23 protein-coding genes and 1 other RNA gene are annotated in these 22,201 nt (G+C 66.3%); 14 read left to right on the top strand and 10 right to left on the bottom strand.

Annotation, left to right across the window (positions count from 1 at the left end; genetic code table 11):
- Positions 1-84: 84 nt before the first annotated feature.
- Positions 85-861, bottom strand: coding sequence for a DUF2182 domain-containing protein (locus E6C48_RS00685; RefSeq protein ID WP_136352963.1), 777 nt, complete (start codon positions 859-861; stop codon positions 85-87).
- Between the two features lie 12 nt (positions 862-873).
- The gene (locus E6C48_RS00690; protein ID WP_330998551.1) at positions 874-1,536 is read right to left on the bottom strand and encodes a DUF1326 domain-containing protein; all 663 of its coding nucleotides are present in this window, start codon (positions 1,534-1,536) and stop codon (positions 874-876) included.
- A gap of 261 nt (positions 1,537-1,797) precedes the next feature.
- On the opposite strand from E6C48_RS00690, the gene E6C48_RS00695 reads away from it, so the two are divergent.
- Positions 1,798-5,670 carry an AsmA family protein gene (locus E6C48_RS00695; protein WP_136352967.1) on the top strand — a complete coding sequence of 1,291 codons (3,873 nt, stop codon included), beginning with the start codon at positions 1,798-1,800 and terminating at the stop codon, positions 5,668-5,670.
- Positions 5,671-5,977: 307 nt separating this feature from the next.
- On the opposite strand, the gene E6C48_RS00700 is transcribed toward E6C48_RS00695, so the two are convergent.
- The 4 genes from E6C48_RS00700 to E6C48_RS00715 form a co-directional block, all read right to left on the bottom strand.
- Entirely contained in the window at positions 5,978-6,211 is a 234-nt protein-coding gene (locus E6C48_RS00700) for a ribbon-helix-helix domain-containing protein (protein WP_136352969.1), read from the bottom strand.
- Positions 6,208-6,399, bottom strand: a complete 192-nt coding sequence (locus E6C48_RS00705; RefSeq protein WP_136352971.1) for a DUF4169 family protein — start codon at positions 6,397-6,399, stop codon at positions 6,208-6,210. Before E6C48_RS00705 ends, E6C48_RS00700 begins: the two co-directional genes overlap by 4 nt.
- Before the next feature lie 11 nt (positions 6,400-6,410).
- Positions 6,411-6,938, bottom strand: coding sequence for an SspB family protein (locus E6C48_RS00710; RefSeq protein WP_136352973.1), 528 nt, complete (start codon positions 6,936-6,938; stop codon positions 6,411-6,413).
- A 115-nt stretch (positions 6,939-7,053) separates the two neighbouring features.
- Positions 7,054-7,749, bottom strand: a complete 696-nt coding sequence (locus E6C48_RS00715; protein ID WP_136352975.1) for a TetR/AcrR family transcriptional regulator — start codon at positions 7,747-7,749, stop codon at positions 7,054-7,056.
- 161 nt (positions 7,750-7,910) lie between these two features.
- Between E6C48_RS00715 and E6C48_RS00720 the strand changes: the two genes are divergently transcribed.
- Positions 7,911-9,116 carry a multidrug effflux MFS transporter gene (locus tag E6C48_RS00720; protein ID WP_136352977.1) on the top strand — a complete coding sequence of 402 codons (1,206 nt, stop codon included), beginning with the start codon at positions 7,911-7,913 and terminating at the stop codon, positions 9,114-9,116.
- A gap of 99 nt (positions 9,117-9,215) precedes the next feature.
- On the opposite strand, the gene E6C48_RS00725 is transcribed toward E6C48_RS00720, so the two are convergent.
- Both E6C48_RS00725 and ssrA read right to left on the bottom strand, forming a co-directional pair.
- Positions 9,216-9,779, bottom strand: coding sequence for an AAA family ATPase (locus tag E6C48_RS00725; RefSeq protein ID WP_136352979.1), 564 nt, complete (start codon positions 9,777-9,779; stop codon positions 9,216-9,218).
- A gap of 64 nt (positions 9,780-9,843) precedes the next feature.
- Positions 9,844-10,202: a transfer-messenger RNA gene (gene ssrA, locus E6C48_RS00730) on the bottom strand.
- A 158-nt stretch (positions 10,203-10,360) separates the two neighbouring features.
- On the opposite strand from ssrA, the gene E6C48_RS00735 reads away from it, so the two are divergent.
- Positions 10,361-10,669: a DUF2853 family protein gene (locus E6C48_RS00735; RefSeq protein WP_136352981.1), complete on the top strand. Its 309-nt coding sequence runs from the start codon at positions 10,361-10,363 to the stop codon at positions 10,667-10,669.
- Between the two features lie 179 nt (positions 10,670-10,848).
- On the top strand, positions 10,849-11,643 hold the full coding sequence (locus E6C48_RS00740; RefSeq protein ID WP_136352983.1) for a thymidylate synthase: 795 nt from the start codon (positions 10,849-10,851) through the stop codon (positions 11,641-11,643).
- A 207-nt stretch (positions 11,644-11,850) separates the two neighbouring features.
- Here the strand turns inward: E6C48_RS00740 and E6C48_RS00745 are convergent, their stop codons facing one another.
- A complete protein-coding gene (locus E6C48_RS00745) occupies positions 11,851-12,057 on the bottom strand; it encodes a TOBE domain-containing protein (protein WP_136352985.1) in 207 nt (68 codons plus the stop codon).
- 179 nt (positions 12,058-12,236) lie between these two features.
- Between E6C48_RS00745 and modA the strand changes: the two genes are divergently transcribed.
- From modA to E6C48_RS00765, 4 genes are all read left to right on the top strand, one after another.
- Positions 12,237-13,034 carry a molybdate ABC transporter substrate-binding protein gene (gene modA / locus E6C48_RS00750; protein ID WP_136352987.1) on the top strand — a complete coding sequence of 266 codons (798 nt, stop codon included), beginning with the start codon at positions 12,237-12,239 and terminating at the stop codon, positions 13,032-13,034.
- A gap of 165 nt (positions 13,035-13,199) precedes the next feature.
- Positions 13,200-13,904 (top strand): molybdate ABC transporter permease subunit, encoded by a 705-nt coding sequence (gene modB / locus E6C48_RS00755; RefSeq protein WP_136352988.1) that lies wholly within the window; start codon positions 13,200-13,202, stop codon positions 13,902-13,904.
- Positions 13,901-15,013 (top strand): molybdenum ABC transporter ATP-binding protein, encoded by a 1,113-nt coding sequence (gene modC / locus E6C48_RS00760; protein WP_136352990.1) that lies wholly within the window; start codon positions 13,901-13,903, stop codon positions 15,011-15,013. The genes modB and modC overlap by 4 nt, the downstream gene beginning before the upstream one ends.
- A 76-nt stretch (positions 15,014-15,089) precedes the next feature.
- Positions 15,090-15,431: a winged helix-turn-helix domain-containing protein gene (locus E6C48_RS00765; protein WP_136352992.1), complete on the top strand. Its 342-nt coding sequence runs from the start codon at positions 15,090-15,092 to the stop codon at positions 15,429-15,431.
- A gap of 217 nt (positions 15,432-15,648) precedes the next feature.
- On the opposite strand, the gene cobF is transcribed toward E6C48_RS00765, so the two are convergent.
- A complete protein-coding gene (gene cobF / locus E6C48_RS00770; protein WP_136352994.1) occupies positions 15,649-16,413 on the bottom strand; it encodes a precorrin-6A synthase (deacetylating) in 765 nt (254 codons plus the stop codon).
- Positions 16,414-16,534: 121 nt separating this feature from the next.
- On the opposite strand from cobF, the gene E6C48_RS00775 reads away from it, so the two are divergent.
- The 6 genes from E6C48_RS00775 to E6C48_RS00800 all read left to right on the top strand — a co-directional run bounded on the left by E6C48_RS00775 (position 16,535) and on the right by E6C48_RS00800 (position 22,129).
- Positions 16,535-17,554, top strand: coding sequence for a DUF4424 domain-containing protein (locus E6C48_RS00775; protein WP_136352996.1), 1,020 nt, complete (start codon positions 16,535-16,537; stop codon positions 17,552-17,554).
- Positions 17,554-18,075: a dihydrofolate reductase gene (locus E6C48_RS00780; RefSeq protein ID WP_136352998.1), complete on the top strand. Its 522-nt coding sequence runs from the start codon at positions 17,554-17,556 to the stop codon at positions 18,073-18,075. Before E6C48_RS00775 ends, E6C48_RS00780 begins: the two co-directional genes overlap by 1 nt.
- Before the next feature lie 165 nt (positions 18,076-18,240).
- On the top strand, positions 18,241-19,344 hold the full coding sequence (hflK, locus tag E6C48_RS00785; protein WP_136353000.1) for an FtsH protease activity modulator HflK: 1,104 nt from the start codon (positions 18,241-18,243) through the stop codon (positions 19,342-19,344).
- Complete coding sequence (hflC, locus tag E6C48_RS00790; protein WP_136353949.1) at positions 19,344-20,288, top strand: protease modulator HflC; 945 nt, start codon at positions 19,344-19,346, stop codon at positions 20,286-20,288. Before hflK ends, hflC begins: the two co-directional genes overlap by 1 nt.
- A gap of 5 nt (positions 20,289-20,293) precedes the next feature.
- Positions 20,294-20,479 (top strand): DUF2065 domain-containing protein, encoded by a 186-nt coding sequence (locus E6C48_RS00795; protein WP_136353002.1) that lies wholly within the window; start codon positions 20,294-20,296, stop codon positions 20,477-20,479.
- Positions 20,480-20,611: 132 nt separating this feature from the next.
- Positions 20,612-22,129 carry a DegQ family serine endoprotease gene (locus tag E6C48_RS00800; RefSeq protein ID WP_136353004.1) on the top strand — a complete coding sequence of 506 codons (1,518 nt, stop codon included), beginning with the start codon at positions 20,612-20,614 and terminating at the stop codon, positions 22,127-22,129.
- Positions 22,130-22,201: the final 72 nt, after the last annotated feature.

The raw sequence follows: 22,201 nt of genomic DNA on the forward strand, positions 1-22,201 counted from the left end.
GCGTCGCACAAATGCGGCTAAAACAATGAGATAGATCGTTTCACGGTTTCCATGAAACGATGAAACGATCTAATCGTTCGGCGCTCAGGTCATCGGGGTGAGGGAAGCAAGCACCCAGCCGCCCCAGCCGATCAGGACCAGGCCGGCGGCCTTGCCGACCCAATGGCCGGCCGGGACCAGCTTTTCGACCAGGATGAAGAGGGCGATGCCGGCAATCCAGGCGAAATTCATCACCCCGCCGACAAACAGCAGCAGCATCAGCATCCAGCAGCAGCCGAGGCAGAATACGCCGTGGCGAAGGCCCATTGACAGGGCGCCGCGACTGCCGCTGCGCCACTCGGTCATGACGAAATCCAGCGGCGAGCGGCAGCGGCGCAGGCATGCCTGTTTCAGCGGGGTCCATTGATAGAGGCCTGCGGCGATCAGGATGATGCCCGCAAGCACGGCGCTGGTGGTGCGTATCGACGGCGACAGCAACGTGGCCTGGTCGAGGGCGTATTGCAGGATGACGGCACCGAGGCTGAAGCAAAACCAGACCACGAGATAGCCGAGCGCGAACAGCAGGGTCAGGCCGATGGCGGGGCCGCCGCGCTTCTGCGCGACGGCATCGTAGAACAATAGCATCGGCACCGCGCTCGGCAGCATCATCGCCGCCATCATCGCCGACCACATGACGAGCATCAGGAAAAAGTGGCCGACGGTCCAGCCGGGCGTTGCCATCGGCATCGCCATGCCGGCCATTTCGGGCATCGGCATCTCGACCCCGACCAGAAGATAAAGCCAGCAGACCAGCGTCACGCCGAGCAGGAGAGCAACGACGATCGACCGGTCATGCCGGTGCAGATTGGCTAGCAGGCTCATCGGCCTGGACCGTCAGGCCGCCACGCCTTGCGGCGTCTGGACGACATGGGCGAGCGAGCTGTGCGTCGCCTTGGTCTGGAACTTGATCGCGCCGAGGCTGCGGATGTCGGCGGACGCGACCTCCGCACCCCTGTGCTCGAAGCCTTCGGGCATGACCACCTGGATGCTGTGCGGTGCGCCTGTCACCGGGTTCCTGATCGGCTCGACGTCGGTTTCCAACACACCGGGAATGACGAGGTGCGCGGTGCGGCCCTTCTTGTCGAAGCGGAATTCGAACGGCGCCACGACGGGATCGTGCATCGTGGTGACGATCAGGCTGAAGATGTTGAAAAGCGTGCCTTCGTCCGAATTCTCGCCGGACAGGATCGCACCCAGCGCCTCGCGCTGCTGCGGACTCGCGCGCTCGTCGAGAATGGGCTGCGCCTGTCCGTTGCCTTCATGCAGGGCGCCGGGGAAATGAACGGTCACGGCGAAGCACAATCCGTCCAGTTTCGTCTCGTTGAAGTGGCCTTTCGTGATATGCATCGCCACAAGGCCCTGGCAATAGCCTTGGGTCGGCCTTGCATTGAAGTCACAGGGGCAACCGAAAGCGCAATTGCAGTTCTTTATCCACTCACCTTCCAGTCTCCAGTTCGCGGACGCCATCTGACCCTCCCTGGGTTCTCGCCGGGACATGATCCCGACCGGAAATTGTACCACGATCGCCCCTGTCGGCGGTAGTTTAGCCAAACGAGGTAGGCCACGGCGCGGCGCATCGCCGGCATGGCCATTTGCCTCTTTATCGACACGGCGATGCAGGTAGAGTGCCGCAACCAGAGCATCGGACCGAAGGCGGAATCCGCTTTCCGGCTTGTTCCGATGCTCATTCAAAGTGTCAGATCGTCCTTTATGCGTCCGACCGGGTGCAAGACGATCTAAACGGATCGACAGGGGCTTATGCTTTCTCGCCTGTTCGTCATTGTCGGCGGTTTCGTCGTGCTGGTGCTGCTTGCGGCGCTGGTGGTGCCGCCGTTCGTCGACTGGACGAACTACAAGGCCGATTTCGAGCGCGAGGCTAGCGTCGTCCTCGGCCGCAAGGTCACCGTGCACGGCGCTGCCAGCGCCCGGCTGCTGCCTTTCCCCTCGGTGACCTTCTCCGACGTTTCCGTCGCCGGCGGTCCCGGCGGCCAGCCGGCGATGACCGTCGAGACATTCTCCATGGATGCCGAGCTCGCGCCGTTCATGCGCGGCGAGGTTTTGATCTTCGACATGCGGCTGGTGCGGCCGAAGGCGGTGATCGGGGTGGCCGCCGACGGCACGGTTGACTGGGCGGTCCGGCCGTCGTCGCCCTTCGATCCCGCCCAGGTGTCGATCGAGAAACTGACGGTAAGCGACGGCGAAATCGTGTTGGCGCATGCCGCCGGCGGCCGCAGCCACGTGCTTTCCGAAATCGACGCCACGCTGTCGGCCAAGTCGCTGGCCGGTCCGTGGCGTCTCGACGGGGCGCTGAGGCTGGACGGCTTGCGCACGCGGCTCGCCGCTTCGACCGGCAAGGCCGGCCCGGACGGCAGGATCGGCCTGCGGCTCAAGCTCGACCCGGATGCCTATCCGCTCGCCATCGAGACGGACGGCACCGCCGGCATCGACAAGGGCGCCCTGAGCTACGAGGGCCGCCTGCGCATCGCCGGCGAGGACCGTAACAGCGCCACCTTGCGCGGCAGTGACGGCGAAGCGGTGAAGGTGAGCGCCGGCAAGGCCGAGCCGGCGTACCGGCTCGACGGCACCTTCCGGCTCGACCATCGCCAGCTTGCCGTCAACGAGTTCCGCTTCGAGACGGGGCCTGCCGACAATCCTTACACCGCCGATGGCAAGGCCTCTATCGATCTCGGGCAACAGCCGCGCTTCGCCATCGAGGCGAGCGGTGCGCAGGTGCAGTTCGACGAGGCGGTGGCCGGCGAGCAGGGGGGTGACAAGTCCGGCGGCGGGCTGACGCTCGCGCGGCGCGTCGCGGCGCTGGAGACGGCCCTTGCCGCCCTGCCGAAGCCGGCCATTCCGGGCACCGTCGAGGTGAAATTGCCGGCCGTCGTCGCCGGCGACACGACGATCCGCGACGTCGCCCTGTCGGCCGAGCCCGCCGCCGAGGGCTGGTCGGTAAAGTCGCTGTCGGCCACGCTGCCCGGCCGCGCGACGCTCGAAGCGCAGGGGCTGCTCGCCACGCGGGACCATCTCGGCTTCACCGGCTCGCTGCTGCTGGCGATCGCGCAGCCGTCCGGCTTCGCTGCCTGGCTGTCGAAGGACGTCGACGAGGCGATCCGCCGCCTGCCGGCCGCCGGTTTCAAGGCGAATGTCGACCTGACCGATGCGCGGCAGGCGTTTTCCGATCTCGAACTGATCCTCGGCAAGGCGAAGTTCCACGGCAGCGTCGAGGCGGCCGAGCCGGACGGCCAGCGCCCCTCCGTCGCCATGAAGCTGGAAGGCGGGGAACTGGACGTCGGCGGACTGGCCGCCTTCGCCTCGCTGTTCGTTTCCGACAAGGGCGCCAACCGCTTTTCCGACCGCGACCTCGACATTGCGGTCAAGGCCGGGCCGGTGAGCGTCGCCGGCCTCAGCGCCGATACGGTCGACACCGCACTCAGGCTTCGGGCCGGCACGCTGGAGATCGACCGGCTGTCGGTTGGCGGGCTGGCGGGCGCCGAAATCAGCGCGACGGGACGCATCAAGGATTTTCCCGACAGCCCGACCGGCGACCTCGACGCCTCGGTGGTGGCGGTGGATCTGGCGCCGCTGCTTGACGTGGCAGCCGCGCGCTATCCCGACAATACGCTGCTGGCGGGACTTTCGGCGCGGGCGAAGGCCTATCCGGGCCTTTTCTCGGACGCGCAGGTCGATCTCGTGGCGAGTGCGGCCGAAAACGGCGACGGCACGACCGGCGTGGCACTGTCGGCCAAGGGCACGGCCGGCGGCTCGGCTTTTTCGGCTTCGCTGTCGGGGCAGGGGGCGGCCGACAGGCCGCTCGACGCGCCGCTGACGGCGACCTTCAGCGCCCGCAACGGCGACGGCACGGCGCTTCTGGCGCTCTACGGCCTGCCGGCGCTGCCGCTCGGCATGGTCGGGGAGGCGAGCACCGACCTTTCGGCCAAGGGCACGCTGGCCGGCGGGCTTGAGACGGCGCTCAACCTGACCGGCGCCGATTTCAAGGCGACCTTCGACGGCACCGTCTCGGAGACGGCCGAAGGGCTTTCGGCCAAGGGCAAGGCGGCGATCGACGCGGCCGACATCGAGCCCTGGCTGATGACGACCGGTTTCGGCCTGCCGGGCATGGGCACCGGCACGGCCGCCTCGCTGTCGGCCGACGCCGACTATGCAAGCGGGTTGCTGGTGCTGTCGGGCCTCGACGGCGCCGTCAACGAGGCGGCGGTGTCGGGCGACGTTAATGTCGAGATGAAGGACGGGCAGCCGCACCTGACCGGCGCGCTGGCGCTGGACGAACTGGATTTCGGCACGCTGGCCGCCATGCTGTTCGGCGACGCGGCTTTCGCCAGTGCAGATGCCGGCTGGCCATCGACGGCCTTCGCCGAGCGCTCTGTCGCGCCCTTCAGCGCGGATCTGGACCTTTCGGCCGGCTCGGTCGTGGCCGGGCCGCTGGCGACCGCCTACGACGCCTCGCTGTCGCTCAGGCTTTCCCCGGACGGGCTCGGCGTGTCGGACCTGAAGGCCAAGCTGTTCGGCGGCACGCTGACGGGCCTGTTCGACCTCAGGAACAATGGCGGCACCGGCCTGTTCAATGGCCAGATGGAACTGGCGGGCGCCGATCTCGCCAAGGCGCTGCCGGATACGGGGCTTGGCGGCTCCGGCACCTTTTCGGCCGCGCTGTCGAGCAGCGGCAAGTCGGTCGACGCGATGATTTCGGCGCTGGCGGGTTCCGGCACCGCTTTGCTGGCCGGCCTGACCGTCGCCAACCTCAACCCGGATGCCTTGCCGGCCTTCCTCGCCGAGGCGGACCGGATCGGCCGCGACATCGACGCCGGCAAGGTGGCGGGCTTCGCGCCGCGCATTACCGGCAGCGGCAGCTTCGCCGCGGGGCAGGCCGATCTCGCCTTCACCGTCGCGGCGGGGATCGTGCGGGCGCCGCCGGTCACGCTCGCCAGTCCGGCGTCGACGCTGACGGCCGACCTGTCGGCCGATCTCGGCGCCGGCACGGTCTCTGCCAGAGGCACCGTCGCCTACAAGCCCGGCGACGAGGACCTTGTCGGCTCGGAGCCGGCCGTGAACTTCACCGTCGAGGGATCGTTCGGGGCCACCGTACGGCGCTTCGACAGCCAGCCGCTGGCGCAGTTCCTCACCCAGCGGGCGCTGGAGACGGAGCAGCGGCGCGTCGAGGCGATGCAGGCGGCACTTTTGGAAAAGCAGCGGCTCAGGCGCGAGGTGCGCTACTACGCCGCCCTTGAGGATGCACGCGCCCGCGCCGCCGAGGCTGAGCGGCAGAGGCAGGAAGAAGAACGGCTGAGGCAGGAAGAAGCGGCCAAGGCCGAGGCGCAGGCGGCCGCGGAAGCAAAGGCACAGGCGGAAGCGGAGGCCGCCGCCAGGGCACAGGCCGAGGCCGAAGCAAGGGCGCAAGCCGAGGCCAAGGCAAAGGCCGATGCGGCGAAGCGCGCCGCCGAGGCGGAAAAGGCGCGTCAGGATGCCGAGCGCAAGGCGAGAGAACAGCAGCTGGAGCAGATCGAGCAGGCTCCGCTGCCGCAGACGCGGCCAGCGCCGCAGCAGGCCAGGCCGCCTCCGGTCCGGCTGTCGCCGTCGACGATGGAAGATTTCTTCGACACGCTGCAATAGGGAGGGCCTGGCTTTACAGCGCCAAACGGCTGCACCGCTGGCGCATCCCTCTCCGTCGCGCTTCGCGCGCCACGTTCGTCACTCGAAAAGCCAAGCAATTGACTTTTCGTCCGCTGCGCGGACCGTTACTCAACCCCAAAGGGGCGAGGAACCCAAGTTCTGCCGAGTCACCGCTTTCGACTTTTTGATGGCCTTCCCTTTTCAAAATGCGGCGGTTGCGGGTTTCGGTTCCTCGCCCCTTTTAGGGGAGAGGTGGCGCGCGAAGCGCGACGGAGAGGGGTAATTGGCGCAAAGCTATGAGGTAAGCTCAGGGGGCGCCGGCGCTTCCCCGCCCCTTCACCCACTCCAGCACATACAGCCGCAGCGCCGAAGACAGGTTCGTCTCGCGCGAGCGGTTCTGGTCGATTTCGGCAATGAGCGCGGCGAGCGGCAGGGAGCGGGCGGCGGCGATTGCCGAGAGTTCGTCGTGGAAGGGTTTTTCCAGCGAATAGCTGGTGCGGTGGCCGCGGATGCTGACCGAGCGCTTCTCGACGCGGCTCACGTCTCGTCCGGCGCCGGCTCGCGGAGATGGCCGTCGATGAAGCGGCCGGCCTGCTCGTCGAGGCGGCGCTGCCGCTCACGCTCGTCCTTCGTGCGGCCGTAAGCGGCGCGGTTCCCGGCGGCCGTGCGTTCCTTATCCGCCCGCGCTTTCTGCTTGCGGGCCTGGCGAAGATTGACGATCTCGGCCATGGCTCCGGCCGCTACTTCTTGCGGAAGGCGTCGAGGGAGACGACGTCGGCGCCCTTGCCGGCGGCGGGCTCGGACTCGGCGGCGGGCTTTTGCTTCTCGGCCTGCTTCTTCTTCGGCTCGGCCTTCTTTTCCGGCACCAGCGCCACCGGCTCGGCGGCAGGCTCGCCCTCGGCCTCGCCTTCGGTGCGGACGTCGAATTCCAGTTCGAAGTTGACCGACGGATCGTAGAAACCGCGCACGGCCGAGAAGGGCACTTCCAGCTTCTCCGGCACGTCGGAGAAGGACAGGCCGACCTCGAAGCCGGTGTCGGTGACCTTCAGATCCCAATACTGGAACTGGATGACGATGGTCATCTGCTCGGGATAGCGCTCGCGCAGGCGGCTGGAGACGCGCACGCCGGGCGCGCCGGTCAGGAAAGTGATGAAGAAATGATGGTTGCCGGGCAGGCCGGTGCGCGCGACCTCCGCCAGCACCTTGCGCATGACGCCGCGCAGGGCCTCCTGGGCGAGAATGTCATAGCGGATGTGGTCGTCTGCCATGTGGCGCCGGGCTTCCCTTGAATCGTCAGTCTAGCTGTAATCAAGCTTGGCGGCTGCGTAAACCGAATATGGAAAGCCGGCGCGCGACGACGAGGGGAATGACGAAGAAAGTGTGTCAGACGGCGGCCGGCTGCGGCTTTTCGGCCACGCAACGCGCCGTGCCGTAGGCGCGCAGGAAGGCGCGCATGCCGTTGGTGGCGGAGGAAAGCACCTCCGCCTCGCTCGGCGTGCCGCCGAGCAGGAAGGTCATGTGCAGGTCGGCATTGGCCAGCGCCAGGAATTGGCGGGCGGCGACGTCGGGATCGTCGATGTCGAGATAGCCGGCATGCGCCAGCCGGGCCAGCCGTGCGGCCAGCGCCGACCAGGTCTTCGCCGGGCCATGGTCGCGCCATTCGGAAAACAGCTCCGGATAGCGCTCACTCTCGGCCTGCATCAGCTTGCGCAGGAACTTGCCCTCGCGGTTGCACACGCAGTTGCGGTTCAGCCGCATGCAGAAGGCGATGAGATCGGCCTCGATGTCCTTCGGCTGGTCGGGGAAAGTGGCGAGCGTGGCGAAGACGCCGGCATTGGAGCGTTCCGTCAGGTCGCGCACCACCGCCTGGAACAGCGTCTGCTTGTCGCCATGGTGGTTGTAGACGGTCTGGCGCGAGACGCCGGCCTCGGCCGCGATCAGGTCGATGTTGGCGCCGGCAAAACCCTCGCGGCAGAAGACGGAGCCGGCCGCGTCGAGGATGGAAGCGCGCTTGGCCTCGTGGCCGCGCGGGAGCGAAACGGGTGGCGGGAGCGTGTCAGGAACGATAGCTGTCGTCATGAAATCCATATAAACCTGTTTGACAATTTGGACAAGGATGTCTAATTTTTTGGAGTAACAAGGGCAGCGTCGAAGAGTCGGCGCCTTGCCGGTTGAAGCGTCCTTGATCGTGTCGTGTGGAACAGCATGCGGCGACGAACCGGATTCGAAAGAGCATCGTCATGAATTCCAGATTTTTCGGCCTCGCGGTCGTCCTCGGCCTGCTTTCCGCCATCGGCCCGTTCGCCATCGACATGTACCTGCCGGCGATGCCCTCGATCGGCAGCGACCTGCATGCCGGGCCGGTGGGCGTGCAGATGAGCCTGCTCGCCTTCTTTATCTCCATGGGCATCGGCCAGCTCGCCGTCGGCCCGATCGCCGACATCTACGGCCGCAAGGGGCCGCTCTATGTCGGGCTAGCGCTGTTTCTGGTCGGCAGCGTGGGCGCCGCGCTGGCGCCGACGATTGAATGGCTGGTGGCGTTCCGCTTCCTGCAAGGCATCGGCGCGACCGCCGGGCTGGTGGTGCCGCGCGCCATCGTGCGCGACCTCTATACCGGCAACGAGGCGGCCAAGCTGATGTCGCTCTTGATGCTGGTTTTCTCGGTGTCGCCGATCCTGGCGCCGCTGACGGGCTCCTTCATCAGCGAGAGCTTCGGCTGGCGCGGCGTGTTCTGGGCGGTGACGGTGGCGGTGCTGGTCGCCGTCGTGCTTCTGGCGACCTCGCTCAAGGAAACGCGGCCGCCGGAGGAGCGCATCGGCAGTTCGTTCGGCGAGGCGCTCCGGGCCTACCGCTTCCTGCTGCGCGACCGCTATTTCCTCGGCCTGACGGCGATCGGTTCGTTCGCGATCTCGTCCTTCTTCGTCTACCTGTCGAACTCGTCGTTCCTGCTGATCGACCATTACGGGCTGACGCCGCGCGTCTACAGCCTGTTCTTCTCGATCAACGCGGTGTCGTTCTTCGCCATGTCGCAGCTGACCGGCAAGCTCGCCGACCGCTTCGGACTCAGCCGGGTCGTGCGCTATGCGGTGACCGGCTATGCCAGCGTGATGGTGCTGTTGTTCGCGCTGATGGCGTCGGGCTTCGACAGCCTCGGCGTGCTGGCGACGCTGCTGTTCTTCGGCTACGGCTTCGTCGGCCTCGTCATCCCCTCCACTTCGGTGCTGGCGATGGACGAGCATGGCGAGATCGCCGGTACGGCGTCGGCGCTGCTCGGCACCCTGCAGCTCGGCATCGGCGCGGTGGCGATGGCGGTGGCGGGCGTGTTCGCCGACGGCACGCCGCTGCCGATGGTGGCCGCCATCGCGCTGTGCGCGGTGATTTCCTTCACGCTGGCGCACTTGACGCTGGGCAGCACGCGCCGGCCGGCTGAAGTGCCGGCGGAGTAAGGGAATAGGGGAGTAAGGCAATAAGGCAATAAGGGAGAAGAAGCCGTTCTCTCTTTCCTACTGCCTTACTGCCCTATTCCCCTATTCCCTTATCTGTTCTCATTCGGCCAGTCCGGCTTCCTTCAGCACGAAGGCGAGCCTTTGTTCGACCGCAGCACGGGGCAGTTCGACAAGGTCGTAGCCGAAGTCCGTATAGGTGCGAACCATGACCTCATAGGTACGCACGGCGACCTGCCAGCTTTGCCGTCGTTCCTCGTCCACGCCATAGATTTCCTTCCACGGCGGGGCGGCGAAGACGCGGGCATGGTAGCGCAGCCGCCATGCCTCTTCTTCCATCCAGGGCGGCACGGGCAGGCCTTCGAGGGTGAGGTAGCCGAGCGTGTCCGGCAGGCCGCGGTCGAAGAAGACGGCGCCGGCTTCCCGTTCCGCCTGCCGGTAGGAGGACAATTCCCATTCGAACATGCGCTCGGCGAAACGCTGGCGGTCGATCCAGGGCAGGGCATCGCCGCCGGTCTCCATCTCCTCGCGGATGACGCCCCGTCCGGCCTCCTCGGTGGCGGCGAATCCCCTGGCGCGCAGGGCCTCGACCAGCGTCGTCTTGCCGGCGCCCGGCCCGCCGGTGAGCACGAAGAAGCGGTCGGAATCCATGTCAAAGACCTTCATTGCGATGAAACTCGCGCCACAGGTTAGTGACGCGTTGCGGCGAGAGCGATCGGGAGGGGAGAGAAGTGGAGGCTTCTGTTGCCAGGTGCCTCCGGACCCCGCCTAGAAGTGCGAACCGCTAGGACTTGATTTGAAGCGTTCGCGCCGCATTACGCAGCGAGACGAGCTTCCGCATAGTTGTCGTTGGCAACTATAAGTTTAGCCCGATAACGGTGGTACAATGCCGGGCAAAAGAACGATCTTTACACCTTCGTCGATCCTGTTTCGCCCCCAGCAGAAGCCGCCGAATGAAGCGGCGGCTTTTGGTGGAGGCGCCGGGTACCGCCCCCGGGTCCGAACGGTTTATTGCATCGCCTGTTTATCGCCATAGTCGGACGAGCCGACACACCGAATATAGGGACCGGCCGGGCAAAAGGGAAGGCCGCAAAGGCGGCGGTGGCGGCGCATGGCAAAAATGCCACGCAGGGTTGACTCGCGCGCGCTCTCGCCGGAATCTCCGCCCGTGTGGAGATTCCGTTCCGGCTCTGAGCCGCCGGCCGGTCTCCGGCAGTCAACATGGCTCCGACGAGGGGAAGTTTCCGATGGCCGACTATCTCGCAGACGTGAAGAAATACGATGCCGGCGCCGACGCCGCCGTGGTGGACAAGATCGTCAAGCACCTGGGCATCGCGCTGAGGAACCGCGACTCCTCGCTGGTTTCGGCGACCGACCAGAAGGAACTCGACCGCGTGCGCGACAACTGGGGCGTGAAGAAGCTCGGCGTCGACGCCGCCAAGGCGGAAGCCGCCGTTGCCAAGGTCGCCAAGGCGATGGCCGGCGACAACTCCAAGGGCCGCGTGACCTTCTACTATCTGGTCGCCAAGGAACTGGGCAAGCTCGGCACTCTCTGAGAGAGCCGGGTCCTAAAAATCAGACATTATCCCGGCCCTCGCCGCGGCCGCGGCCGGGATAATGGCTGAGCGGCTGGCCCGCCTGTGGATAGCGGGTATCGCTAGGTCTACGGCTGCCTTCGATGGGCAGTCGGTCGTTGTTGCGCTATAATGGGCCGATCCCGAATCGGAGCCGCCTGTTGCGCCAGTATCTCGATCTTCTCCAGCATGTGCTCGACTACGGCACCGACCGTGGCGATCGCACCGGCACGGGTACGCGCTCGGTGTTCGGCCACCAGATGCGCTTCGATCTCGGCCGCGGCTTCCCGGTGCTGACCACCAAGAAGCTGCACTTGAAGTCGATCATCCACGAACTGCTCTGGTTCCTCGCCGGCGACACCAACATCAAGTATCTCAACGACCACGGCGTCACCATCTGGGACGAGTGGGCGGACGAGAAGGGCGAACTTGGCCCGGTCTACGGCAAGCAATGGCGCAGCTGGCCCGACGGGCATGGCGGCACCATCGACCAGATCGCGAATCTTCTGAATGAGATACGGCAGAATCCTCAATCGCGGCGGCTGATCGTCTCGGCCTGGAACCCGGCTGAGGTGGACGAGATGGCGCTGCCGCCGTGCCACTGCCTGTTCCAGTTCTACGTCGCCGACGGGCGGCTTTCCTGCCAGCTCTACCAGCGCTCGGCCGACATCTTCCTCGGCGTGCCCTTCAACATCGCTTCCTATGCGCTGCTCACCATGATGATCGCGCAGGTGACGGGGCTGAAGGCGGGCGACTTCGTCCACACGCTGGGCGACGCGCACCTCTATTCGAACCACTTTGCGCAGGCGCGCGAGCAGCTTCAGCGCACGCCGAAGCAACTGCCGACGCTGTGGATCAACCCGGACGTGAAGGACCTGTTTTCCTTCCGCTTCGAGGATTTCAGGCTGGACAACTACGTCGCCGACGCCTCGATCAAGGCGCCGATCGCGGTTTAGAGGGCTCGCCCCAGTGGCACTGCCCCCTCTCCGTCGCGCCCTGCGGGCGCGCCACCTCTCCCACTTCGTGAGGGGAGAGGATGAGAGCCAAGCCTTGCGACCGGCCTATCCTCTGCACCCGGAACGGGGGAAGAGGTGGCGCGCGTAGCGCGACGGATAGGGGGATTGCGCCGGTGAAGCGCCCTGTCGTGAACGAAGGATTGCCCTTCACTCCACCCCCACCATCACGTCCGATACCTTGATGACTGCATAGGCTTGCCTGCCGACGGCGAGCTGCAGTTCGTCCACCGCCTCGTTGGTGATCGAGGCGGTGACGGTGGCGCCGCCGATGTCGATCCTGACATGCGAGGTGGTGGCGCCCTTGGTGATCTCGACGATCCTGCCCTTGAGCGTGTTGCGCGCGCTGATCTTCACAGTCGATCTCCCGAGGATTCGTTCTTTCCAGCGGGATCGATCGTATGGCGTTCCGGCTGGCCAGTTCAACGCTTTTGGCGTAGAAAACGGCAAGGAGGCTTTTCATTGTTATGTTCATGTGAATATATCGCCTTGGAGATTTTCGGCTGCATGGCCTTCAATTGGCAGGGAGAGGTTCGATGAACGTGAGCAGGGTTTCGGTGGCGGGTCTGCTAGCCGGCGGCGTGGCGATGGCGCTGGCGGCGGGCCTGTCGGCCGCGCGCGCGGACGACAGCAAGGTGACGGTCTTCGCGGCCGCCAGCATGAAGAACGCGCTCGATGCGGTGAACGCGGCGTGCGAGCCGGAAGTCGGCGAGGCGGCGGCGATCTCCTACGCGGCAAGCTCGGCCCTGGCCAAGCAGATCGAGGCCGGCGCGCCGGCCGACGTCTTCGTCTCGGCCGACCTCGACTGGATGAAGTACCTCTCCGACAAGAAGCTGGTGAGGCCGGACACGGAGGTGAAGCTGCTCGGCAACGCCATCGTGCTGGTGGCGCCGAAGGATTCGACGGCCGAGGCCAAGCTTGAGAAGGGCTTCGACCTCGCCGGCCTGCTCGGCGACGGCAGGCTCGCCATAGGCGAGGTGAAATCGGTGCCGGCCGGCAAGTACGGCAAGGAAGCGCTGGAAAAGCTCGGCATGTGGGGCGCCGTCGAGGGCAAGCTGGCGCAGGCGGAGAACGTGCGCGCGGCATTGAAGCTGGTGGCGACCGGCGAGGCGGCGGCAGGCATCGTTTATGCCACAGACGCTGTGGCCGAGCCCGGCGTCAAGGTGATCGGCACCTTCCCCGAGGATTCGCACAAGCCGATCGTCTATCCTGTGGCGCAGACGACCGATTCCAAGGACGCCGAGACGCCGGCATTCCTGAAGTGTCTGCAATCCGCCAAGGCGGCCGAGATCTTCAAGGGGCAGGGCTTTACCGTGCTCGCCCCGAGCAACTGAGGCGGCGAGGCCGGGCTGTTGGGACGATGGCGTGTGAATTCGACCCCCACTCCGCCTCGCTCTGCTCGGCACCTCTCCCCCGTTCGACAGGGGAGAGGTGGTTTGCCAAGCAAGCCGGAGCGGGGATGTGGTATGCAGCCGCCCTGACCAATTTCCGGACCGCGCATGAACTGGCTGACCGACCTTACTCCCGACGAATGGAACGCGGTCAGGTTGTCGATCAAGGTGGCGACGGTGGCGATGCTGGCGAGCCTGCCGCCGGGCATCCTGATCGCACTGCTTCTGGCGCGGGGCCGGTTCTGGGGCAAGACGCTGCTCAACGGCGTCGTCCACCTGCCGCTGGTGCTGCCGCCGGTCGTCACCGGCTATCTGCTGCTGCTGGCTTTCGGAAAGCGCGGGCCGGCCGGCGCGTTTCTCGCCGAGCATTTCGGCATCGTCTTTTCCTTCCGCTGGACGGGTGCCGCACTTGCCTGCGCGGTGATGGGCTTTCCGCTGATGGTTCGCGCCATCCGCCTGTCCATCGAGGCGGTGGACCGCAGGCTTGAAGCGGCGGCCGGCACGCTCGGCGCCAGTGTCGGATGGGTGTTCGCCACCGTCACCCTGCCGCTGATCCTGCCCGGCATCATCGCCGGCATGATCCTGTCCTTCGCCAAGGCGATGGGCGAGTTCGGCGCCACCATTACCTTCGTCTCCAACATTCCGGGCGAAACGCAGACGCTGCCGTCGGCGATCTACACCTTCACGCAGGTGCCGGGCGGCGACGAGGGGGCGCTGAGGCTGACCCTGATCTCCATCATCATCTCCATGGCGGCACTGGTGGTGTCGGAAGTGCTGGCACGGCGCGTCGGCCGCAGGCTGGAACTGACATGACGCTCGCCATCGACATCGCCCGCCGGCAGGGCAATTTCATGCTCGAAACCCGCTTCGAGAGCGCCGGGCGGCTGACGGCGCTGTTCGGCCCGTCCGGCTCGGGGAAATCCTCGCTCATCAACATCATCGCCGGGCTGGCGAGGCCCGAGCGCGGGCGCGTGGCGGTGGACGGGCGCGTGCTGGTCGACACCGAAAGGCGTCTCTTCGTGCCGAGGCACAAGCGGCGCGTCGGCCTGGTGTTCCAGGATGCGCGGCTGTTCCCGCATATGAGCGTTTCGGCGAACTTGCGCTATGGCCGCTTCTTCACGCCGGCGGCGGAACGCTATGCCGGGATGGACGCGGTGGTGGACCTGCTGGGCATCGGCGCCCTGCTGGACCGCCGCCCCTCCGGCCTTTCCGGCGGCGAGAAGCAGCGCGTGGCGATCGGCCGGGCGCTGCTCGCCAGCCCGAGGCTGCTCCTGATGGACGAGCCGCTGGCCTCGCTGGACGAGGCGCGCAAGGCCGAGATCATGCCCTATATCGAGCGGCTGCGCGACGAGACGAAGATTCCCATCGTCTATGTCAGCCATTCCGTCGCCGAGGTGGCGCGGCTGGCGAGCGAGGTCGTCGTGCTTTCCGCCGGCAAGGTCACGGCGGCAGGCCCGGCGGCGGCGATCCTGCAACGGCTCGACCTTTTGCCCGACGAGGAACGCGGCGAGGGCGGCGCGCTGCTGGAGACGGTCGTGGCGCGTCATGACGCGGAATTCGCCATGACGGTGCTGGCCTCGGCGGCCGGCGAGATCCGGGTGCCGCGCCTCGACCTTGCCGTCGGTGCGCCGGTCCGGGTGCGCATCCGCGCCCGCGACGTGATGATCGCCACCGAGCGGCCGCACGGGCTGTCGGCGCTCAACGTGCTGGCGGGACGCGTCGTTTCGATCGAGCCGGAGGATGACGCTTCGGTGGACGTGCGCATGGATTGCAATGGTGCGACGATCGTTTCGCGCATTACCCGCCAGTCAAGACAGGCGCTGGGGCTGGAACCGGGGCGGGAGGTGTTCGCCGTGGTCAAGACGCTGAGCTTCGACCGTGCCAACACCGCGGCGGGCTTGCGTGTGGAGATCGATGCATGAGCGGCCGTCGTGCGTTATGCGGATTTGGAATAGCGGCTGTCGGTGAAGGCCGCTATGCTGAGGCGAGGAGACCGTCATGCCGTCGCTGAGCCTGCGCATCAATCTCGACCCGGACGGCCGCATCGGTCCCGGCAAGATCGAGCTTCTGGAGCAGATCGCCGCCTTCGGCTCGATCTCGGCCGCGGCACGCGGCATGGAGATGTCCTACAAGCATGCCTGGGATCTGGTCGAGGACATGAACCGGGTGTTCGGCAAGCCGCTGGTGGCCGCCCAGACCGGCGGCCGTAAGGGCGGCGGCGCGCAGCTAACGCCGGTGGGGCTCGCCGTCGTCAGCCGCTACAGGGCGATAGAGCGGGCGGCCGCATCCGCGGCCGCGGCGCATATGGAGGCGTTGCAGGCGGAGATCGAGGCGGGGTGAAGGTCAGCGGAGCTGCTGGCTAATTTCCACCCACCGCGCAGCCCCTCACCTGGCTGCCGCCATCCTCTCCCCGTAAACGGGGCGAGGTGCGCGCTCTGCTGGTTTCGCTAATCGCCAGCGTTTCGCGAATAGCGAGACGTTGCGGCCAAGACCCCTCTCCCCGTTTACGGGGAGAGGATGGCGGCAGCCAGGTGAGGGGTGGCGCGGTGGGTGGAAATTAGTTGCCGGCTTTCCTCAAGAGATACGTATCCATGATCCAGCCATGGCGCCAGCGCGCCTCTTCCCTCGTCCGCACGATCTCTTCCTCCACGTCGCCCAGCCGGCCGGACAGGAGAATCTCGTCCGGCGTGCCGAGATAGGCACCCCAGTGGATCGTGGCACTCTTGTCGGCGACGGACAGGAATGCCTGCTGGCCATCGAGCAGCACGATGGCCGTGCCGGCATTGTCCGGCATGCCGTCCTCGGTCAGCCGCCGCCCGGTGGTGACGAGGAACGGATCGCCGATGCGGTTCAGCGCCATTTTATGACCCGCCGCGAGCGCCTGGATGGCGGTGATGCCGGGGATGACCTCCAGCGCGAACTCGACGTTGCCGCGCCGCGTGACGCGCTCGAGGATACGCAGCGCGCTGTCGTAGAGGGAGGGATCGCCCCAGATCAGGAAGGCGCCGCAGCCGTCCTCGCCGATCTCGCCCAGGATCAGCCGCTCGTAGATTTCGGCGATCGCGGCGTGCCAGTCGTCGACCGTCTGGCGATAGGAACCGGTCGGCCTGGCGCGCACCGGCACGGCGAACTCGACCCGGCGCGATGCCGGGTTGGTGACGAAGCGGTCGCAGATTTCGCGCCTGAGTTCGGCCAGTTCGCTTTTCCGCTCGCCCTTGTCGGGGATGAACAGCACGTCCGCGCGGTTCAGCGCGTTGACGGCCTGGACGGTCAGGTGCTCGGGATTGCCGGCGCCGATGCCGACGACGAGGATTTTTCGCATGGCGTTGTCCTGCCCGAAGGCGGCGAAAGTGTCCAGTGGGCGGACTTGATGCCGCCGCACTTGGCCGACAAGGCTTGCGAAGGGCAGCCAAGCAGGTAGGTTTGACGGCATGAGGGGTGTGATGCGCAGATTCCTGACTGTGGCGGCGATCGTGGTGACGGGCACACCGGCGCTGGCCAACGATTCGGTGGCTGAATTGGGAACGGGCGGCCTTGTGCTGGCGCGCTCCGATTCCATTTCCATGGAGAGCGAGGATCTTTTCCTGTCGCGCGACAGGGTGACGGTGGACTACGTGTTCCGCAACGGCACCGACAAGGCCATCGACACCATCGTCGCTTTCCCGATGCCGGACATCGAGGGCAACCCGAACGAGGTTCCCTCCATCCCCGACGACAGAGACAATTTCCTCGATTTCGAGGCGACGATGGACGGCAAGCCGCTGACGCCGCAACTGGAGCAGCGGGCGTTCGCCGCCGGCCTCGACGTCAGCGCCGACCTGAAGGCGCAGAAGGTGCCGTTCTATCCGTTCGGGGATGCCGTGAGCGATGCGCTGGCGAAGCTGCCGCAGTCTATCGCCGACGACTGGCTTGCGCGCGGCATTATCGTCCTCGACGAGTTCGACGACGGTTCGGGCTGGAAGACGGTGCGCCGGCCGTACTGGCAATTGCGGTCGACTTATTGGTGGCGCGCCACCTTCCCGGCGGGCAAGCCGGTACGCGTTTCGCACCGCTACAAGCCGAGCCTCGGCGGCACCGTCGGGCTGAACTTCTATGGCGACGGCAAGTTCGACGGCGAATACGACGCCTACAAGAAGCGCTATTGCATGGATGCCGATTTCGAAAAGGCGGTGCGCAAGGCCATGGCCGCACCCGGTCCCGAAGGCAATTCGCCGCGTTACGAGAGCCGGCTGGCCTATATTCTCACGACTGGCGGTAACTGGGCCGGCGGCACCATCGGCAAGTTCAAGCTGACGGTGGACAAGGGCTATCCGGCCAGCCTCGTTTCCTTCTGCGGCAAGGGCGTGAAGAAGACCGGCCCGACGACCTTTCAGATGACGGCGAAGGACTTCGACCCCGAACGCGACATCGATATCCTGTTCCTCGACCGGCCGCAGGATCTGGATAGCGGGAAGGGCGGCTGATGGACGTCGTGATTCATGTCGCTATCGCCGAGAACGGCGTCATCGGCCGTGACGGCGGCCTGCCGTGGCGGCTTTCGACCGATCTCAAGCGCTTCAAGGCCGAGACGATGGGCCGGCCGATCGTCATGGGCCGCAAGACCTGGGAAAGTTTCCCCAAGCGGCCGTTGCCGGGCCGCCTCAACATCATCGTGACGCGCGATCCCGCCTATCGGGCGGAGGGTGCGGAGGTGGTGCATTCGCTGCCGGATGCGCTGACGCTGGCGCGGGCGAGGGGGCGCTGCATGGCCGGCGTCGACGAGATCTGCGTCATCGGCGGCGGCGAGATTTATGCGCAGGCGCTGCCCCTGGCCGACCGGCTCTCCATCACCCATGTGAAGGCGGCGGTCGACGGCGATACGCGCTTCCCGCCGATCGATCCAGAGACCTGGCGCATCGTCAGCGCCGAGGACGTGCCGGCCGGCGAAAAGGACAGCCATCCGACGCGCCATGTCGTCTACGAACGCAGGCGGAAACCCGCCTGAGCGCCCCGCAGTCCGCAGCAATCGGCAGGGTGCGGCATTTCAAACGGTTCGAAGCGGCAGGCTTCACGTTGAAAGCGCGTGGCGGCGTCCCTATAGAAGGACAGTGGAGTTGTGTTCCGGGGCGTTGCGTCCCGGCGCCCAGAGGGAACCCAGCGAAAGGACATCATGCCCTGGAACGACAAGAGCGGAGGCGGCGGCCCGTGGGGTGGCGGCGGCAACAATCAGGGGCCATGGGGTCAGGGGCCGCGCGGACCGAACGGACCGCAGGGAACACCGCCCGATCTTGAAGACATCATCCGACGCGGACAGGACCGGCTGCGCCAGGCGCTTCCGGGTGGCGGCGGCGCCTCGCCGGCGCTGATCGGCCTGATCGTGCTGGTGCTTCTGGCGCTGTGGGCGTTCAAGGCGATCTATACGGTGCAGCCGGACGAAGTGGCGGTGGAACTGCGCTTCGGCAAGCCCAAGGCCGAGCTTTCGGAGCCTGGCCTGCACTTCCACTGGTGGCCGATCGACAGGGTCGAAACCGCCAAGATTTCCGAACAGCTGGTCAACATCGGCGACGCCGCGCGCTCGTCCGGCACGTCCGGCCTGATGCTGTCGGGCGACCAGAACATCGTCAACGTGCAGTTCTCCGTCGCCTACCAGGTGTCCGACCCGAAACAGTATCTGTTCGACGTTTCCGATCCCGACGGCATGCTGAGGCAGGTGGCCGAGAGCGCCATGCGCGAGGCCGTCGGCCGGCGTCCGGCACAGGACATCTTCCGCGACGACCGTGAAGGCATTGCCGAATCGGTGCGCCAGATCATCCAGACCACGCTGGACGGCTACAAGGCGGGCCTGAACATCAACGCCGTCTCCATCGAGGACGCGGCCCCCCCGCGCGAAGTGGCCGATGCCTTCGACGAAGTGCAGCGCGCCGAGCAGGACGAGGACAAGTTCGTCGAGCAGGCGAACCAGTATTCCAACCAGAAGCTGGGTGCCGCCCGCGGCCAAGCCGCGCAGGTGCGCGAAGAGGCGGCCGCCTACAAGAACCGCGTCGTGCAGGAAGCCGAGGGTGAGGCGCAGCGCTTCATCTCGGTCTACGACGAATATGCCAAGGCGCCGGACGTGACCCGCAAGCGCATTTATCTCGAGACGATGGAGAAGGTCCTGAAGGATTCCAACAAGGTTATCCTCGGCGAAGGCAACACGCAGGGCGTGCTGCCCTATCTGCCGCTGCCCGAAGTGGCGCCGAAGGCACCGAATGCGAACGCCGGAGGGACGCCGTGATGGCCAACCGTCTGCCCTTTATCGCCGTCCTTGTGGCGATCGTGCTGTTCCTCGCCTATTCGTCGATCTTCGTCGTCAACGCCCGCCAGCAGGCCATAGTGCTGCGTTTCGGCGAGATCGTCGACGTCAAGACCGAGCCCGGCATCTATTTCAAGCTGCCGTTTTCCATGTTCGAGGCGGACAACGTGCAGATGATCGAGAAGCGCGTGATGCGCTTCGACCTCGACAACATCCGCGTCCAGGTCTCGGGCGGCAAGTTCTACGAGGTCGACGCTTTCATCGCCTATCGCGTTTCCGATCCGCGCGTCTTCCGCTCCGCCGTGTCCGGCTCGATCGAACTGGGCGAGCAGCGGTTGAAGACGCGTCTCGACGCGGCGCTGCGCCGGGTCTACGGCCTGCGCGGCTTCGAGGCCGCCCTTTCGGAAGAACGCGCAGACATGATGCGCGAGGTGCGCGACCAGCTCAGGCCCGACGCCGCTTCGCTGGGCCTCGAGATCGACGACGTGCGCATCCGCCGTACCGATCTCACGGCCGAGGTCTCGCAGCAGACCTACGACCGCATGAAGGCGGAGCGTCTGGCTGAGGCCGAAAGGCTGAGGGCACGCGGCAACGAGGCGGCCCAGCGTATCCGCGCGCGCGCCGACCGCGAGGTCATCGAGATCGTCGCCGAGGCGCAGAAGGAAGCCGAGATCCTGCGCGGCGAGGGCGATGCCCAGCGCAGCGCCACCTATGCCAACGCCTATAACCGCGATCCGGGCTTCTTCGAGTTCTACCGCTCGATGAGCGCCTATGGCACGGCGCTCGACAACACCGGCACGACGATGCTTTTGTCGCCGAATTCGGAGTTCTTCCGCTTCTTCCGCGATTCGCAGGGCACCGCAGCCGCCGGCTCCAAGCCGGGCGCAGCCACGCTGGCGCCTGCCCAACCTGCCACCGGACAATAGACCCGGTGCAGGATTTCTGGGCCGCCATGGGCCTCGTTCTCGTCATCGAGGGCGTCGTCTATGGCGGCTTTCCCAATCTCGCCCGCAAGCTCGCCAGCGAGGTTCTGGCGATGCCGGAAGGCGCGCTGCGGGTCGCCGGCTTGGTTGCGGTCGCCGTCGGCGTCGGCATCGTCTGGCTGGTGCGCGGATGAGGCCGGATACGGCTGCATTTTGTCGGTGCGTCGACCTTGCAGCCGCAAACGCGCCGCATTTCTTGCCAACATGACGCAACGCGCCATCTTGGGCGTAGCGAATCTTTTCTCGAAACTGCCGGGAGGCCTGCGATGACGAACAAAACCCTTGTGCGCGCAGCGAGGCGCACCGTCGTCGCGGCCGCGACCGCGGCAATGCTCGCAACCAGCGTCGCACCCGTCTTCGCCCAGGCGACGCCGCCGACCAACGGGCCGGCCTCGGTCGCCGATCTCGCCCAGAAGCTGCTCGGCGCGGTGGTCAACATCTCCACCTCGCAGACGGTGAAGGGCACCGAGGGGCCGGGTGCGGTGCCGATGCCGCAGCTTCCCGAAGGCTCGCCCTTCCAGGATTTCTTCGACGACTTCTTCAACAAGCGCGGCGGCGACAACGACGGCGGCAGCCAGAAGGTTCAATCGCTCGGCTCCGGCTTCGTCATCGACGCCGAGCAGGGCATCGTGGTGACCAACAACCACGTCATTGCCGACGCCGACGATATCGAGGTCAATTTCTCCGACGGCGTGACGCTGAAGGCGACGCTGGTCGGCACCGACACCAAGACCGACATCGCCGTGCTCAAGGTCGATCCCAAGGGCCACAAGCTGACGGCGGTGAAGTTCGGCGATTCCAACACGATGCGCATCGGCGACTGGGTGATGGCGATCGGCAACCCGTTCGGCCTCGGCGGCACGGTCACCGTCGGCATCATCTCGGCCCGCAACCGCGACATCAATTCCGGGCCGTATGACGACTTCATCCAGACGGACGCCGCCATCAATCGCGGCAATTCCGGCGGGCCGCTGTTCAACATGAACGGCGAGGTCATCGGCATCAACACTGCCATCATCTCGCCCTCGGGCGGTTCGATCGGCATCGGCTTCTCGATCCCCTCGCAGCTTGCCGTCGGCGTGGTCGACCAGCTTCGCCAGTATGGCGAGACGCGGCGCGGCTGGCTCGGCGTGCGCATCCAGCCGGTGACCGACGACATCGCCGAAAGCCTCGGCATGAAGGAAGCCAAGGGCGCGCTGGTGGCCGGCATCATCAAAGGCGGGCCGGTCGACAACGGCCAGATCCAGCCGGGCGACGTCATCACCAAATTCGACGGCAAGGAGATCGACGAGATGCGCGATCTGCCGCGCGTGGTGGCCGAAAGCCCCGTCGGCAAGGCCGTCGACGTGGAGCTGGTGCGCAAGGGCAAGGAAATGACCGTTCAGGTCACGCTCGGCCGCCTCGAGGACGGCGAGAAGCTGGCCGGCAGCGAGGAGGGCGCGGCCGGCGAGGACAATGGCAGCGACAACGGCGCCGAGGTCGCCACCGCTTCCGTGCTCGGCATGACGATCGGCGAACTGAACGACGATGCGCGCAGCAAGTTCGGCATCGCGCCCGATATCTCCGGCGTCGTCGTCACCGACGTTGCCAAGGATTCGGCGGCCGCCGAACGCGGCATCCAGCCTGGCGAGGTCATCACCGAGATCGCGCAGGAATCGGTCAAGACGCCGAAGGATGTCATGGACCGCATCGGCGCGCTCAAGGAGCAGGGCCGCAAGAACGCGCTGCTGATGCTGGCGTCGAAGACCGGCGAGCTGCGCTTCGTGACGATCCGGATGGATTGAGCCTCACCGTCGACCGGACCGGGGAATAACGGTTCCGGTCGGCGCGCTTCACGTTGGCGTGGAAACGGGAAC

Source organism: Ollibium composti (assembly GCF_004801285.1).
Classification (GTDB): domain Bacteria; phylum Pseudomonadota; class Alphaproteobacteria; order Rhizobiales; family Rhizobiaceae; genus Mesorhizobium; species Mesorhizobium composti.

Coding starts and splice junctions, on each gene's coding strand:
- E6C48_RS00685 (WP_136352963.1), bottom strand. CDS start 861: ATGAGCCTGCTAGCCAATCTGCACCGGCATGACCGGTCGATCGTCGTT.
- E6C48_RS00690 (WP_330998551.1), bottom strand. CDS start 1,536: ATGTCCCGGCGAGAACCCAGGGAGGGTCAGATGGCGTCCGCGAACTGG.
- E6C48_RS00695 (WP_136352967.1), top strand. CDS start 1,798: ATGCTTTCTCGCCTGTTCGTCATTGTCGGCGGTTTCGTCGTGCTGGTG.
- E6C48_RS00705 (WP_136352971.1), bottom strand. CDS start 6,399: ATGGCCGAGATCGTCAATCTTCGCCAGGCCCGCAAGCAGAAAGCGCGG.
- E6C48_RS00710 (WP_136352973.1), bottom strand. CDS start 6,938: ATGGCAGACGACCACATCCGCTATGACATTCTCGCCCAGGAGGCCCTG.
- E6C48_RS00715 (WP_136352975.1), bottom strand. CDS start 7,749: ATGACGACAGCTATCGTTCCTGACACGCTCCCGCCACCCGTTTCGCTC.
- E6C48_RS00720 (WP_136352977.1), top strand. CDS start 7,911: ATGAATTCCAGATTTTTCGGCCTCGCGGTCGTCCTCGGCCTGCTTTCC.
- E6C48_RS00725 (WP_136352979.1), bottom strand. CDS start 9,779: ATGAAGGTCTTTGACATGGATTCCGACCGCTTCTTCGTGCTCACCGGC.
- E6C48_RS00735 (WP_136352981.1), top strand. CDS start 10,361: ATGGCCGACTATCTCGCAGACGTGAAGAAATACGATGCCGGCGCCGAC.
- modA (WP_136352987.1), top strand. CDS start 12,237: ATGAACGTGAGCAGGGTTTCGGTGGCGGGTCTGCTAGCCGGCGGCGTG.
- modB (WP_136352988.1), top strand. CDS start 13,200: ATGAACTGGCTGACCGACCTTACTCCCGACGAATGGAACGCGGTCAGG.
- modC (WP_136352990.1), top strand. CDS start 13,901: ATGACGCTCGCCATCGACATCGCCCGCCGGCAGGGCAATTTCATGCTC.
- E6C48_RS00765 (WP_136352992.1), top strand. CDS start 15,090: ATGCCGTCGCTGAGCCTGCGCATCAATCTCGACCCGGACGGCCGCATC.
- cobF (WP_136352994.1), bottom strand. CDS start 16,413: ATGCGAAAAATCCTCGTCGTCGGCATCGGCGCCGGCAATCCCGAGCAC.
- E6C48_RS00775 (WP_136352996.1), top strand. CDS start 16,535: ATGCGCAGATTCCTGACTGTGGCGGCGATCGTGGTGACGGGCACACCG.
- E6C48_RS00780 (WP_136352998.1), top strand. CDS start 17,554: ATGGACGTCGTGATTCATGTCGCTATCGCCGAGAACGGCGTCATCGGC.
- hflK (WP_136353000.1), top strand. CDS start 18,241: ATGCCCTGGAACGACAAGAGCGGAGGCGGCGGCCCGTGGGGTGGCGGC.
- hflC (WP_136353949.1), top strand. CDS start 19,344: ATGGCCAACCGTCTGCCCTTTATCGCCGTCCTTGTGGCGATCGTGCTG.
- E6C48_RS00800 (WP_136353004.1), top strand. CDS start 20,612: ATGACGAACAAAACCCTTGTGCGCGCAGCGAGGCGCACCGTCGTCGCG.